Origin of the sequence: Blautia sp. OF03-13, from assembly GCF_003460685.1 — a bacterium.
Taxonomy (GTDB): Bacteria; Bacillota; Clostridia; order Lachnospirales; family Lachnospiraceae; genus Fusicatenibacter; species Fusicatenibacter saccharivorans.
Map to the genome: position 1 here is coordinate 1 of NZ_QTVR01000015.1, position 15,117 is coordinate 15,117.

A 15,117-nucleotide genomic window follows, 5' to 3' on the forward strand; every position below is an offset into this window, starting at 1 on the left:
GGCAAGGTTGTACTCCACCCCTGAGCCACTCGCGCATATACATCCTTTGGATGAAGCGGGTGATGGGAATCGAACCCACGTATCCAGCTTGGAAGGCTGGTGTTCTACCATTGAACTACACCCGCAGATGATGGGCACTGATTTTTTTTCTCTGTCTTGTTGACTGCCGTGCCTCACTGACAAAACGTATTCTACAGGAAAGCTGAGAAAAAGTCAACCCCTTTTTTGAAAAAAATAAAAAATTTTCAAAACACTGAAAAAGGAGAAAATTCAGGGTGAAAGGGGCGTGAAAATGTCCGCAAAGATCAGCCTTGTTCCAGAACGGGAAATGTACTATAATAGAAAAACGGAAAAGCAAAAAAGGGGGAATTTCCCTATGCAGGAAAATGGAACAGAACTTCTGGTTTGCTGCACCGGTTGTCAGAGCTGTATGCCGTGCATGGTAAAAATCAACATCCCGGGTTTGTTTGTGCTTTACAACCGGACAGCGACGGAAGGCGTCGAAGCGGTTCGTGCAGAGTATGAGCGTCAGGACAAACGTGCCGATGACTGCATCAACTGTTATCGCTGTGAAAAGCAGTGCCCGCAGCACCTCGGGATCGGCATTCTGATGCAGGATATCGCGGAAACCTTCGGAGAATAGGAAAAAAGGAGCATCTGTGCAATTTAAAGAAGCATTCTAATCTTTCTATAAAATATTTTGGGAAAAACTGGACTTATCTGAAAAATTTGATATAATAGAAAGGTAATGACAGGGAAATTTTACGCTAAGATCTGGAAAGAGAGGCCCTGTCAATTCTTATGGGAGGAAAAATACATGGATGCCATTGATTATAAGATTCTGAAGATATTGCAGAAAAATGCCCGCGAGACGGCTTCCAATATCAGCAAAGAGATTCATTTATCGGTTTCTGCAGTCATCGAGAGAATCCGTAAAATGGAAGAAACCGGAGTGATTAAAGAATACACCATTATTGTAGACGAAAAGAAAACGGGAAATGAGATGACCGCGCTGATGGAAGTCAGCCTGGAGCATCCGAAGTTCTTTGACAGTTTTGCAGATGCGATCCAGAAACTGGAGTACATCGTATCCTGCTATTATCAGACTGGAGATTTTGATTTGATTATCCGCATTTCCTGTCACTCATCCGACGAACTCGAAGAAATCCACCGCCAGGTGATGAGCCTTCCGGGCGTCGATGCGACAAGAACGCATGTAGTGCTGAAAAATGTAAAAAATATCTATTCCGCCATCCGCAGACCGGACAAATAAAAACCGGCACAGCCGGAATCTGATACGAGAGCGTGTCTGAAAATAATCCGAAAGAGTTTTCAGGCACGTTTTGGCGTCTCAGAAAAAGTACGGAAAGAAAGAAGGAAAAAAGTGAACAGATACTTACGCTGTTATGCAGAGATTTCACTCGAAGCGATCGGGCATAACATCAGAGAAGTGAAAAAAAGACTACCGGAGGGCGTGAAACTCCTTGGCGTTGTAAAAGCGAACGCCTACGGCCACGGTGCCGTTCCAGTAGCATCCTATCTGGAAAACCAGGTTGATTATTTTGCAACCGCAACCATCGAGGAGGCTGTCGAGCTCAGAGAAAACGGCATTTCCGCGCCGATCCTGATTCTCGGCTACGTGTCCCCGTCCCAGTACGGCGACCTTGTGGAATACGACATCACTCAGACGATCGACAGCTACGCACAGGCACTTGCCCTCGAAAAAGAGGCAGCACGCCAGAACCGGAAAGCAAAAGCACACCTTGCGGTCGATACCGGCATGACGCGGATCGGCTTCCAGGTGACGGAGCACGATGCGGATGAGGCGGCAAAAATCGCGGATCTTCCGCACATCGAGCTGGAAGGTATGTTTACGCATTTCTCCTGCGCCGATCAGGAAGACAAGACGTACTGTTCGATGCAGATGGAAAAATATGATAAGATGACGGCACTTTTAGCAGAGCGCGGCGTGACGATTCCGCTTCGCCATATCTGCAACTCCGCCGGAATCATGGAATTTGACGATCACCGCTTTGAGATGGTGCGTTCCGGTATCATCACCTACGGCATTTACCCATCCGAGGAGGTAAAAAAAGAGCGCCTCGATCTGATCCCGGCGCTTTCATGGAAGAGCCATGTCATCCATGTGAAGGAAGTCGGCCCGGGCATCGGCGTCAGCTACGGTGCCACGTATGTGACCGAGAAACCGATGACACGGATCGCAACTGTTTCAGCCGGCTATGCAGACGGCTATCCGAGAGCTCTCTCGAACCAGGGCTGTGTGCTGATCCACGGGAAAAAAGCACCGATCATCGGAAGAATCTGTATGGATCAGATGATGGTGGACGTGACCGACATCCCGGATGTGCAGGTGGAGGACGTTGTAACGCTTGTCGGAACCGACGGGGATGAGACCATCACGATCGAAGAGATCGCCAACCCGGCGGCACGTTTCGATTACGAGATGCTCTGCGATATCAGCAGCCGTGTAACAAGGGTTTATAAATAGTTATCCAAAATAGAAAAATCAAAGTCTCCGAAGACGGAAAAAAGCAGAATCTGCTGACCGTTTCGGAGACTTTTTTGTGTTGGAACAGGTTTTCTGGATTATTTAACCGGTGCGGGTTGACAGGCGGTGCCGGAGTATGGTAGGATACCAATTAGTTTAGCGTAGTACAGTGATAACATGATCACGTAGAAAAGGAGAAGATTATTATGAAAAAGAAAATGGTTAGCATTTTGACAGCAGCCTTTTGTGTATCTGCCCTGCTGGCTGGCTGCGGCTTTGCAGACACAGCAAAAACATCCGCCTCATCAGCAGGAGCAGCATCCTCTTCCACAGACGGAACGACAACCTTTACCGTAGGCTTCGATGCAGAATACCCGCCGTACGGCTACATGGACGATGAGACCGGCGATTACACCGGATTTGACCTGGAGCTCGCCGAGGCAGTCTGCGAGATTTACGGCTGGAAGCTGGTAAAAACCCCGATCAACTGGGATGCGAAAGATACCGAGCTGAATTCTGGTGCGATTGACTGCATCTGGAACGGCTTTACCATGAACGGCAGAGAGGACGATTACACCTGGTCCGATCCGTACGTGGACAACAGCCAGGTGATGGTCGTATCTGAGAATTCCGGCATCAACAGCCTGTCCGATCTGGCAGGAAAGACGGTTGGTGTGCAGGCAGCATCCGCAGCACTCGATCTTTTACAGAGTGAGGAAGAAGGCGGTCAGAAAGAACTCGCCGATACTTTCGCCGCTCTGCAGCAGTTCCCGGATTACAACAATGCGTTTGTAGAGCTTCAGGCAGGTTCCATCGATGCGGTTGCCATGGATATCGGCGTTGCCAAATATCAGCTGGAAAGCCGCGGAGAAGGATACAAAATCCTCGACGAGTACCTGAACTCTGAGAAATATGCGATCGGATTCAAAAAAGGAAATACCGAGCTCTGCGATAAAGTAAACGAAGGCCTGCAGCAGGTTCTGGCCGACGGAACATTCGACAAGCTCGCAGAAAAATACGGAATCGCAGACATGGTGTGTCTGGAGAAAAAAGGAGAGTAAAGCAGCATGAAGTTGTCCATAATTCTATCACAGCTTAGTACCGGAATGGCGGGAACGATCTCGATATTTGTCCTGACGCTCGTATTTTCCCTGCCGCTCGGTCTGCTGATCGCCTTCGGGCGTATGTCGAAAAACCGGATTGTGAGCGGAATTTTCCGGCTCTATATCTCCCTGATGCGCGGCACGCCTCTGATGCTGCAGCTCATGGTGGTTTACTTCGGACCGTTCTATCTGTTCGGTATGAACATCGGAAAATGGCGCTTTCCGGCGATTATCACCGGATTTGCCTTAAACTACGGCGCCTATTTTGCAGAAATCTACCGCTCTGGCATCGTTTCGATGGATCGTGGACAGTACGAGGCAGCAAAGCTTCTTGGTTATTCGAAGGGACAGACGTTTGTCCGCATTATTCTGCCGCAGGTTGTGAAACGGATTCTGCCGGCGATCACCAATGAGGTGATTACGCTGGTCAAGGATACGTCGCTGGCCTTTTCCATTTCCTATGTGGAAATGTTCACGATCGCAAAACAGATCGCGGCGGCCAAGACCACGATGGTTCCGTTCGTCGCCGCCGGTATTTTCTACTACATCTTCAATTTTGTCGTGGCGTGGGTGATGGAACTTTTGGAAAAGAAATTTTCTTATTATCATTAACTATAGAAGAGAGCGGAAAACGATATGATTTATCTGGAAATGAACCATGTAAGAAAGAGCTTTGGGGATCTCGAAGTGTTAAAAGATATTTCCCTCAAAGTAGAAGAGGGCGAGGTGCTCTCGATCATCGGCCCGTCGGGATCGGGAAAATCGACGTTGCTGCGGTGTGCAGCGATGCTGGAGACGATGGATGGCGGTGACCTGACGTATCTTGGCGAGCAGGCAGTCACCATGCAAAATGGAAAATCCGTTTATGCAAAGCCGGCCGTGCTGCGGAAAATTCAGGAAAACTTTGGAATGGTATTCCAGAGCTTCCACCTGTTTCCACATTATGATGTGATGAAAAACCTCTGCGATGCGCCGATTCATGTGCAGAAACGCAACCGTGCGGAGGTGGAAGCACAGGCAGAAGAGCTGCTGCAGAAAATGGGGCTCACAGGAAAAGAAAAGGCGTATCCGTGTCAGCTTTCCGGCGGTCAGTGTCAGAGGGTTGCGATTGCGCGCGCGCTGATGCTGAACCCGAAGGTGCTCTTTTTCGATGAGCCGACATCGGCACTCGATCCGGAGCTGACAGGCGAAGTTTTAAAGGTCATCAAATCTCTTGCGGAGATGAACATGACGATGGTGATCGTTACCCACGAGATGAATTTTGCCCGGGAAATTTCCGACCGCGTCATCTTTATGGACCAGGGTGTGATCGCCGTGGAAGGAACACCGGACGAAGTCTTCGATTCCGAAAATGCCAGAATGCAGGGCTTTTTGGGAAAATTTCGTGAGAAGTAACGACGTTGCACTTGCCTAAAAAAACAACATGCGTTATACTAGAGCGTGGTTGAAACGTATTTCAAACACGCTCTTTATACGTCCCATTCTGTTTTTGGGGATGAAAAAGAGCGGGGATAAAAGAGAAACCGAATACACATTTTGACAAGAAAAGGAGAATCGTGTCTATGAGCGGAACTGACAGATATGTAAGCCCTCTTTCCGAACGTTATGCAAGCAAGGAGATGCAGTACATCTTCTCCCCGGATATGAAATTCCGTACCTGGAGAAAGTTATGGATTGCGCTGGCTGAGACAGAAAAAGAACTGGGACTTTCTATTACAGATGAGCAGATCGAAGAACTGAAAGCAAATGCCGAGAACATCAACTACGATGTGGCAAAAGAAAGAGAGAAAGTCTGCCGTCATGACGTAATGTCCCATGTGTATGCCTACGGCGTACAGTGTCCGAAAGCAAAAGGAATCATCCATCTGGGAGCAACCAGCTGCTACGTAGGCGACAATACCGATATCATTGTCATGAACGAAGCCTTAAAGCTGGTGAAGAAAAAACTGGTGAACGTTATCGCTGAGCTGGCAAAATTTGCGGATACCTACAAAGACCAGCCGACCCTTGCCTTCACCCACTTCCAGCCGGCACAGCCGACCACCGTCGGAAAACGTGCAACCCTGTGGATGCAGGAGTTCTTAATGGATCTTGAAGATCTCGAGTACGTACAGAGCACCTTAAAGCTGCTCGGCTCCAAAGGAACAACAGGCACACAGGCAAGCTTTTTAGAGCTGTTCGACGGAGATCAGGAGACCATCGACAAGATCGATCCGATGATCGCTGAGAAAATGGGCTTCAAGAACTGCTATCCTGTTTCCGGACAGACGTATTCCAGAAAAGTCGATACGAGAGTATTAAACGTTCTGGCAGGCATTGCGGCAAGCGCAACAAAATTCTCCAACGACATCCGTCTTCTGCAGCACTTAAAAGAAGTTGAGGAGCCGTTCGAGAAAGGACAGATCGGATCTTCCGCCATGGCATACAAGAGAAATCCGATGAGAAGCGAGCGTATCGCATCCCTGTCCCGTTATGTGATCACCGATGCATTAAATCCGGCCATCACCTCTTCTGTACAGTGGTTTGAGAGAACCCTCGATGACTCTGCAAACAAGAGACTTTCCATTCCGGAAGGCTTCCTTGCCATCGACGGTATCCTGGATCTGTGCATGAACGTCGTAGACGGACTTGTGGTTTATCCAAAGGTTATCTTAAAACACATGATGGCAGAGCTTCCGTTTATGGCAACTGAGAATATCATGATGGATGCGGTAAAAGCAGGCGGCGACCGTCAGGAGCTGCATGAGAGAATCCGCGAGCTGTCCATGATCGCCGGAAAACATGTCAAAGAGGAAGGCCGCGACAATGATCTTCTGGATCTGATCGCAGCGGATGAGATGTTCCATCTGACCAAAGAAGAGCTGGAAAAGACGATGGATCCGTCCAAATACACAGGCCGCGCATCCGTACAGGTTGACGCATTCCTGAAGAACGTAGTCAATCCGGTGCTTGAGGCAAACAAAGAGGCACTTGGCATGACTGCGGAAATCAACGTCTGATGCGTTTGATAAACAGAAATAATAAAAAAACAAATTTTATAAGTAATAATAAGTTTTACTTATGAAGAAAACATGGTATACTATGCATAAACGGCCGAAAAAAAGAGGCCGCAAGTATACGTTGAATTAGGAGGATGTCACATGATTAAGGCAGTAGTAGGAGCAAACTGGGGAGACGAGGGAAAAGGTAAGATTACCGATATGCTCGCAAAAGAGGCAGACATTATTGTCCGTTTCCAGGGTGGTGCGAATGCAGGCCATACCATTGTAAACAACTATGGAAAGTTTGCACTTCATACCCTTCCATCCGGCGTATTTTACAGCCACACAACAAGCGTAATCGGAAACGGTGTTGCACTCAACATTCCGGTTCTGATCAAAGAGTTAAATGAGATCGTTTCGAAGGGAGTGCCGGCACCGAAAATCAAAATTTCCGACCGTGCACAGATGGTAATGCCGTACCACATCTTGTTCGATCAGTATGAGGAAGAGCGTCTGGGCGGAAAATCCTTTGGTTCCACCAAATCCGGTATCGCTCCGTTCTACTCAGATAAATATGCAAAAATCGGTTTCCAGGTAAACGAGCTGTTCGACGATGAGCACCTGAAAGAGAAACTGAAATCCGTATGCGAAACCAAGAACATTCTGCTCGAGCATCTGTATCACAAACCGCAGTTAAATCCGGATGAGATCTATGCAGAGCTGATGGAATACAAAAAAATGGTTGAGCCATACGTATGCGATACTTCCGCATTCCTGTGGAACGCGATTCAGGAAGGCAAGGAGATCCTGCTTGAGGGTCAGCTTGGTTCCTTAAAAGACCCGGATCACGGAATTTACCCGATGGTAACTTCTTCTTCCACACTGGCCGGCTACGGCGCAGTAGGAGCAGGTGTTCCGCCATATGAAATCAAGAAAATCGTAACCGTATGCAAAGCTTACTCCAGCGCAGTAGGAGCAGGTGCTTTCGTTTCCGAGATCTTCGGCGATGAGGCAGATGAGCTCAGAAGACGCGGCGGAGACGGCGGAGAGTTCGGTGCAACCACAGGCCGCCCGAGACGTATGGGATGGTTCGACTGTGTTGCTTCCCGTTACGGCTGCAGAATGCAGGGTACCACCGATGTAGCGTTCACCGTACTTGACGTACTTGGCTATCTGGATGAGATTCCGGTCTGCACAGCATACGAAGTAGACGGAAAAGAAATCCACGATTTCCCGAACACCAGCATTCTTGAGAAAGCAAAACCGGTTCTGAAAACCCTTCCGGGATGGAAATGCGATATCCGCGGCATCAAGAAATACGAGGATCTGCCGGAGAACTGCAGAAACTACATCGAGTTTGTAGAGAAAGAAATCGGATTCCCGATCACCATGATCTCCAACGGACCGGGAAGAGACGATATCATTTACCGCAATAAATAATTCAGGCGGTTTTTAGAGGATTTTTATGAAAAAAGCAGGACAGCTTCTCGCAGTTCTGACAGCGGCTTCCGTGCTGCTGTCGGGCTGTGAGAAGTTAAAAGATGTGACAACGACATCTGTCTATGTGAGCAAAAATGGTGTTGTGACAGAAGCCATTGTGGAAGATTACAGCAAAGACGATGATTACACGGAAGACGAACTGAAGGTCTTTGTGGAGGATGACATCAAAAAATTCACAGAGGAGCGCGGCGATGCGGATTCCGTGAAGCTGGAAAAATGCCAGATCAAAGAGGACAAGGTGGAGATCCGGATGGAATACGGAGATTACCAGTCCTACGCGGATTATCACGGAGCAGAATTTTTCGCAGGCACGCTGGATGAGGCAGAAGAAGCGGGATATGATTTTTCCGCTTCCTTTGTCGATTCTAAAGGCAATGAGGTTTCAGTCGAAGATGCGGTCAAAGGCGTTAAGCATGTACGCGTGATTGTCTGCGAGGAGCCGCTGGAAATCGTAACGGAAGATCCGGTGCTCTGCGTTTCCGGTACAGCCGTGATCAAAGGAAAAAACACGGTGGATACGGCCGGCGAGTGGACCACAAAGTCCACAGAGAGTGCTTCTGCGTCATCATCAGAGCAGACTAAGACAGAAGAAACAGAGCAGGAATATGAGCAGGACGTTCTTCTTGCCAGTCCTGTTATTGTTGTTTATGGTAAGTAAACAAATAAAATAGAGGAGTAACTAACTATGGAAAAGACAATGGACAAAATTGTGGCAGTAGCAAAATCCAGAGGTTTTGTATATCCGGGTTCCGAAATCTACGGCGGCCTAGCAAATACCTGGGATTACGGCCCGCTCGGTGTTGAGCTGAAAAACAACGTGAAAAAAGCATGGTGGCAGAAATTCGTGATGGAGAGCCCGCACAACGTAGGTGTTGACTGCGCGATCCTGATGAACCCGCAGACATGGGTAGCTTCCGGTCATCTCGGCGGATTTTCCGATCCTCTGATGGACTGTAAAGAGTGCCACGAGCGTTTCCGTGCAGACAAGCTGATCGAAGACTTCTGCGAGGAAAAAGGCATTGAAATCGAAGGCGGCAGTGTAGACGCATGGTCCCAGGAAGAGATGAAGAACTTCATCGAGGAGCATCAGATTCCGTGTCCGTCCTGCGGAAAACATAACTTTACCGATATCCGTCAGTTCAACCTGATGTTCAAAACCTTCCAGGGTGTTACAGAGGATGCGAAGAACACCGTATATCTTCGTCCGGAGACTGCACAGGGTATCTTCGTAAACTTCAAAAACGTACAGCGTACTTCCAGAAAGAAAATTCCGTTCGGAATCGGTCAGATCGGTAAATCTTTCCGTAACGAGATTACACCGGGTAACTTCACCTTCCGTACCCGTGAGTTCGAGCAGATGGAGCTGGAGTTCTTCTGCGAGCCTGGCACCGACCTTGACTGGTTCCAGTACTGGAGAGGCTTCTGCATCAACTGGCTGAAGAGCCTCGGCATGAAAGACGAAGAGATGCGTGCAAGAGACCATTCTCCGGAAGAGCTGTGCTTCTACAGCAAGGGAACAACCGATATCGAGTTCCTGTTCCCGTTCGGATGGGGCGAGCTGTGGGGAATCGCAGACCGTACCGATTACGACCTGACCCAGCATCAGAATGTATCCGGACAGGATATGACCTATTTCGATCCAGAGAAGAACGAGAAATACATCCCGTATGTTATCGAGCCGTCTCTTGGTGCTGACCGTGTCGTTCTGGCATTCCTGTGCAGCGCTTATGACGAGGAAGTTCTCGACGCAGAGAAGAATGATGTTCGTACTGTGATGCATTTCCATCCGGCACTGGCACCGGTAAAAATCGGTGTGCTTCCGCTTTCCAAGAAGCTGAACGAGGGCGCTGAGAAAGTCTTTGCAGAGCTGTCCAAGAAATACAACTGCGAGTTTGATGACCGTGGAAATATCGGAAAACGGTATCGCCGTCAGGATGAGATCGGTACTCCGTACTGCATCACCTACGACTTCGATTCCGAGACCGATGGTGCTGTTACCGTCCGTGACCGTGACACCATGGAGCAGGAGAGAATTAAAATTGAGGATCTCGATGCTTACTTTGCAGATAAATTTACTTTCTAATCTGGCTTTTTAGTCCGGAAAAAGAGTAGAAAAAAAGGATTCCCACTCGAGGGAATCCTTTTTTGTATACTTTGTATTACTCAATAATCGTACCTGTTTTTCCCTGGAATCCGGCGAGTGCGGAATCAATGGAAGTGATGACTGCGGTACGGCCGATGCCTTTCTCGAGGAAAGAAACAGCTGCTTCCATCTTCGGCAGCATGGAGTTTTCTCCGAACTGGCCTTCTGCGATGTATTTCTTCGCGTCAGCAACGGTGATGTGCTCCAGCGGTTTTTCGTCCGGGGTACCGTAGTTGATGGAAACGTTTTCCACGCTGGTCAGGATCATCAGCATGTCTGCGTTCAGCATTTCTGCCATCAGGCCGCTGGTGAGGTCTTTTTCGATGACTGCGGATGCACCCTTTAACTCTTCATTCTGTGGGAGAACCGGTATTCCGCCGCCGCCTGCTGCGATGACAACCTGTCCGGCATCGAGAAGAAGACGGATGGAGTCGATCTCTACGATATCCTGCGGCTTCGGAGCAGCAACGATTCGGCGGTAGCCGTCCTCGGTTTTCGTTACGTAGTTTCCTTTTTCTTCCTCTGCGTCAGCCTCCTCTTTGGTAAGCGTACGGCCGATCAGTTTGACCGGATTGTTGAAGGCATCGTCGTACGGATCTACTTCAACCTGTGTAAGAATCGTGGATGTGGTTTTGAAGATTCCTCTGCGGAGAAGCTCAGCACGGATGGCGTTCTGCAGGTCGTAGCCGATGTAGCCTTCGCTCATAGCGGAGCAGACAGACATCGGGGCTGCGCTGTAGTCGGTGTGCATTTTGCCGAATTCATTCATCGCCATGTGGATCATGCCGACCTGCGGCGCATTGCTGTGGGTGATGACAACATCAGCGCCGGCAGCAACGAGATCTGCGATTACTTTTGCGGAACGTTTTACGGCTGCTTTCTGTTCCGGCAGCGTCGTTCCAAGAGCTTTGTGTCCCAGTGCAACAACTATTTTTTTTCTTTTCATTGGAAGATACCTCTCTTTGCAGTTCATAGATTTTGATACGAAAAAACCAGGCATCAATATAGAACTATTATAAAGTTTATGGAGGCAAAAATCAAGAAGAAACCGACATTGCGCACATTGAAATGTTTTTCGGACTATGGTATTCTATAAAAGTATCTGAGTCGTAGGGATTTGAAACGTGAAAGGGAGGTCCCGGCATGAAAAACATGCGCACGTTACAAAAACGGATCGCATATCAGCTCCAGCAGGGCAGTCTGGATGCGGAAGTTACAGGAATCACATGCGACAGCAGAAAAGTACAGCCGCAGAACGTGTTTGTCTGCATCCGCGGAAACAGGATGGACGGGCACGTATATGCAGAAGAAGCAGTCGAGAGGGGCGCTGCTGTCCTGGTTGCGGAGCGGGAACTGGAAGGGATTCCGGAAAAGGTAACCGTACTCGTAGTAAAGGACAGCAGAGAAGCACTCGCACAGCTTTCCTGTGCCTGGGAGGACGATCCGGCGCAGCACCTTGTGACAATCGGAGTGACCGGCACGAAGGGAAAGACGACGACTGCATATATGATTTACGAAATCCTGCGAAAAGCAGGGATCCGCGCAGGACTCATCGGAACGATCGAGACGAGGATCGGGGAAAAAAGCATTCCGTCAGAAAATACAACGCCGGAGCCTGTTGTGCTGCAGAAGCTGTTTTCTGAAATGATGCGGGAGGGCTGCACCCATGTTGTGATGGAGGTTTCCTCGCAGGCGGAAAAACAGCACCGGTGTGATGGAATTACGTTTGATTACGGTGTGTTCACCAACATTGGAAACGACCACATCGGCGCCGGGGAGCATGCATCGTTTGCAGAATACCTGTCCTGCAAAAAGAAGCTGCTTCGCACCTGCAGAACCGGAATTGTAAACCGGGATGACAAAAGGTTTCCGGAGATCATAAGGCAGAGCACCTGCCGTCTGGTGACATTCGGATGCAGGGAAAAAGCTGATTTTATGGCAGCAGATGCAGCACTCGATCAGGCGCCCGGCGTGCTCGGTGTCTCATACCGGGTGCAGGGCGCAGCGGATTTTCCGGTACGGGTAGATCTGCCGGGTCTGTTTTCCGTTTCCAACTCGCTTGCCGCCATTGCGGTCTGCGCGCAGATGGGAATCCCGGAAAAGGCGATGCAGGAGGCACTTTCCACAGTCCGCGTCCGTGGGCGGTGTGAGGCAGTTCCGGTGTATCCGGAAATGACGCTTCTCATTGACTACGCACACAATGCGATGAGCCTCGAAAGCCTGTTAAAGACACTGCGGAAATACCATCCGAAGCGCCTGATCTGTCTCTTCGGCTGCGGCGGAAACCGCGCGCGGGACCGGAGATTCCAGATGGGAGAGGTGTCGGGGCGTCTGGCGGATCTGACCGTTATCACCTCGGACAATCCGCGGGATGAGGAACCACAGGCGATTCTGGACGATATCCGGACGGGAATCGGGAAAACAGAAGGCGCTTTCGTTGAGATTGCAGACCGTAAGGAGGCGATCCGGTATGTGATCGAAAACCGGCAGCCGGGCGATCTCGTGGTGCTCGCGGGAAAAGGCCACGAAACGTATCAGATCCGGAAGGGGAAACGGTACGAGATGGATGAGCGCGTGCTGATCCGGGAAATACTGGAAGAAAGTAAGGGGAATGTATGAGCAGCGTTTACGCTGATGTAATCGTAGACATCACAAATGAAAAACTGGACCGGACCTTTCAGTACAAGGTTCCGCCGGAACTGACAGGGGAGATCGGTCCGGGAACGGCGGTACAGATTCCGTTTGGAAACGGAAACCGCACGATCACCGGCTATGTGCTTTCCGTCGGAAACGAGCCGAAATATCCGCAGGACCGGATGAAGGCCATCCTCGCGGTACAAAAGGATGCGGCGACTGTAGAGACGAAGCTCATCGCGCTCGCCGCGTGGATGCGTCATACGTACGGATCGACGATGATCCAGGCGTTAAAGACGGTGCTTCCGGTCAAAGTAAAGGCGCGCGGGAAAGAAACCCGCGAAATTGCGCTTCTTGCAGATCCTGCGAGATGTGAGGAGCTGCTGGAAAACTACAGAAAGAAAAATTATAAAGCGAGAATCCGTCTCTTAAACGCGCTGCTGGCCCAGCCGGTTCTTCCAGGGCCGGTTGTGAGCAAGGAACTGAAAATCACGGCAGATACGCTGCACGTGATGGAAGAGCAGGGCGTGTTGGAAATCCGCCGTACGAGCACCTGGAGAAATCCGGTATCTGATGCGGCAGGAAGAACAACTGCGGGAAAACCAAACGAACAGCAGCAGGCCGTGGTGGACGGCATTCGAAAGGAATGGGAAGGGCAGAACCGCCCCTGCCTGATCCGCGGTGTGACGGGAAGCGGCAAAACGCTCGTCTATATGGAGCTGATGGAGCGAGTGCTCTCAGAAGGAAAACAGGTGATCGTGCTGATCCCGGAGATTGCGCTGACGTATCAGAACGTGGAGCGGTTCTGCGCACGGTTTGGAACAAGGGTCACGGTGGTCAACTCGCGGATGACACCGTCCGAGCGCGCCGACCAGATGGAGCGCGCGCGGCGCGGGGAGGTCAGTATTATGATCGGTCCGCGTTCCGCACTCTTTGCACCGTTTCCGGATCTGGGGCTGATCGTAATCGATGAGGAGCATGAAACCTCCTATAAAAGTGAAGTGACGCCGCGCTACCATGCAAGGGAGACCGCTGTGCGCCGTGCCGGGCTGGAGCATGCCCATGTGGTGATGGGTTCGGCAACGCCGTCGGTGGATGCTTCTTACGCCTGCGAGACGGGAGCGTACGCGCTGTTCCGGATGGATGCGCGGTACGGAAATGCAGCACTTCCGTCCGTATGGATCGCGGATATGCGGGAAGAATTACAGATGGGAAACCGTTCGATTCTGTCCGGAAAACTGCGGGAAGAGATCGAAAAACGGCTTGAAAAAAAGGAACAGGTTGTACTGTTTCTGAACCGCAGAGGCTATGCGGGCTTCGTCTCATGCCGTGCATGCGGCCATGTGATGAAATGCCCGCACTGCGATGTATCACTGACAGCACACAATAACGGAAAGCTCGTCTGCCATTACTGCGGTTATGAAACACCGCAGGTACATGCGTGCCCGTCGTGCGGTTCCCCGTACATCGGCGGCTTCCGTGCCGGCACACAGCAGATCGAGCAGAACGTGAAAAAGCTGTTTCCAAAGGCACGCGTTCTTAGGATGGACGGCGACACGACAAAAACGAAAAACAGTTATGAAGAAATCCTGTCCTCATTTGCGGCAGGGGAGGCCGATATCCTGATTGGAACCCAGATGATCGTAAAAGGCCACGATTTCCCGAATGTCACGCTGGTGGGAGCGCTGGCGGCGGATCTCTCCCTGAATGCAGTCGATTACCGTGCCGGGGAGCGTACGTTCCAGCTGCTGACGCAGGCAGTCGGCCGCGCCGGAAGAGGCGAAAAGCCGGGAATGGCAGTCATTCAGACGTACCATCCCGAACATTACAGCATTCAGACGGCGGCAGAGCAGGATTACGGGACATTTTACGAGAAAGAAATGGACTACCGCCGTCTGATGGGATATCCCCCGGCGGCGGAGCTTCTGGCGATCCACGGAGCCGGGGAGGATGAAGCGCATCTGACGCAGGCGATGGAATACATTCGCAGATATCTCATCCGCATCCGGGGAAACCGCGAAGTCCAGATCATCGGCCCGGCAAGTGAGGCAGTGTCGAAAATCAATGACCTGTACCGCATGGCCGTGTATGTACGCGCGCCGCAGGAAGAGGTGCTGGCAGAGCTGCGGGAAAAACTGGAGCGGTATATCGAGATTAACAAAGGCTTCCGTACCGTTTATTTACAGTTTGACTTCAGCAGAAAGTATTAGTTTTTTCATACTATTTACACATAGATTATTTATAATA

13 protein-coding genes and 1 tRNA gene are annotated in these 15,117 nt (G+C 50.3%); 12 read left to right on the top strand and 2 right to left on the bottom strand.

Annotated features, from left to right (window positions below; all coding sequences use genetic code 11):
- Positions 1-54: 54 nt before the first annotated feature.
- Positions 55-125: transfer RNA gene (locus tag DXA55_RS11865), tRNA-Gly, on the bottom strand.
- Positions 126-376: 251 nt separating this feature from the next.
- On the opposite strand from DXA55_RS11865, the gene DXA55_RS11870 reads away from it, so the two are divergent.
- The 10 genes from DXA55_RS11870 (at position 377) to DXA55_RS11915 (ending at position 10,176) form a co-directional block, all read left to right on the top strand.
- Positions 377-643: a 4Fe-4S dicluster domain-containing protein gene (locus DXA55_RS11870; protein ID WP_158565083.1), complete on the top strand. Its 267-nt coding sequence runs from the start codon at positions 377-379 to the stop codon at positions 641-643.
- A gap of 174 nt (positions 644-817) precedes the next feature.
- Positions 818-1,273 carry an Lrp/AsnC family transcriptional regulator gene (locus DXA55_RS11875; RefSeq protein ID WP_022463135.1) on the top strand — a complete coding sequence of 152 codons (456 nt, stop codon included), beginning with the start codon at positions 818-820 and terminating at the stop codon, positions 1,271-1,273.
- 111 nt (positions 1,274-1,384) lie between these two features.
- Positions 1,385-2,509: an alanine racemase gene (gene alr, locus DXA55_RS11880; RefSeq protein ID WP_022463136.1), complete on the top strand. Its 1,125-nt coding sequence runs from the start codon at positions 1,385-1,387 to the stop codon at positions 2,507-2,509.
- A gap of 206 nt (positions 2,510-2,715) precedes the next feature.
- Positions 2,716-3,570 (top strand): amino acid ABC transporter substrate-binding protein, encoded by an 855-nt coding sequence (locus DXA55_RS11885; protein ID WP_117804200.1) that lies wholly within the window; start codon positions 2,716-2,718, stop codon positions 3,568-3,570.
- Positions 3,571-3,576: 6 nt separating this feature from the next.
- Positions 3,577-4,224, top strand: a complete 648-nt coding sequence (locus DXA55_RS11890) for an amino acid ABC transporter permease (RefSeq protein ID WP_055226988.1) — start codon at positions 3,577-3,579, stop codon at positions 4,222-4,224.
- A 24-nt stretch (positions 4,225-4,248) separates the two neighbouring features.
- Positions 4,249-5,007 carry an amino acid ABC transporter ATP-binding protein gene (locus tag DXA55_RS11895; protein ID WP_117814311.1) on the top strand — a complete coding sequence of 253 codons (759 nt, stop codon included), beginning with the start codon at positions 4,249-4,251 and terminating at the stop codon, positions 5,005-5,007.
- A gap of 167 nt (positions 5,008-5,174) precedes the next feature.
- The gene (gene purB / locus DXA55_RS11900) at positions 5,175-6,611 is read left to right on the top strand and encodes an adenylosuccinate lyase (protein ID WP_022463140.1); all 1,437 of its coding nucleotides are present in this window, start codon (positions 5,175-5,177) and stop codon (positions 6,609-6,611) included.
- 141 nt (positions 6,612-6,752) lie between these two features.
- Positions 6,753-8,033 carry an adenylosuccinate synthase gene (locus tag DXA55_RS11905; RefSeq protein WP_055265795.1) on the top strand — a complete coding sequence of 427 codons (1,281 nt, stop codon included), beginning with the start codon at positions 6,753-6,755 and terminating at the stop codon, positions 8,031-8,033.
- Positions 8,034-8,058: 25 nt separating this feature from the next.
- Positions 8,059-8,751 (top strand): hypothetical protein, encoded by a 693-nt coding sequence (locus DXA55_RS11910; RefSeq protein ID WP_022463142.1) that lies wholly within the window; start codon positions 8,059-8,061, stop codon positions 8,749-8,751.
- A 27-nt stretch (positions 8,752-8,778) separates the two neighbouring features.
- Positions 8,779-10,176 (top strand): glycine--tRNA ligase, encoded by a 1,398-nt coding sequence (locus tag DXA55_RS11915; protein WP_055265793.1) that lies wholly within the window; start codon positions 8,779-8,781, stop codon positions 10,174-10,176.
- A 76-nt stretch (positions 10,177-10,252) separates the two neighbouring features.
- On the opposite strand, the gene arcC is transcribed toward DXA55_RS11915, so the two are convergent.
- On the bottom strand, positions 10,253-11,182 hold the full coding sequence (arcC, locus tag DXA55_RS11920; protein WP_022463144.1) for a carbamate kinase: 930 nt from the start codon (positions 11,180-11,182) through the stop codon (positions 10,253-10,255).
- A 197-nt stretch (positions 11,183-11,379) separates the two neighbouring features.
- On the opposite strand from arcC, the gene DXA55_RS11925 reads away from it, so the two are divergent.
- Both DXA55_RS11925 and priA read left to right on the top strand, forming a co-directional pair.
- On the top strand, positions 11,380-12,855 hold the full coding sequence (locus DXA55_RS11925) for a UDP-N-acetylmuramoyl-L-alanyl-D-glutamate--2,6-diaminopimelate ligase (RefSeq protein ID WP_117814313.1): 1,476 nt from the start codon (positions 11,380-11,382) through the stop codon (positions 12,853-12,855).
- Positions 12,852-15,080, top strand: a complete 2,229-nt coding sequence (gene priA / locus DXA55_RS11930) for a replication restart helicase PriA (RefSeq protein ID WP_117814315.1) — start codon at positions 12,852-12,854, stop codon at positions 15,078-15,080. The genes DXA55_RS11925 and priA overlap by 4 nt, the downstream gene beginning before the upstream one ends.
- Positions 15,081-15,117: the final 37 nt, after the last annotated feature.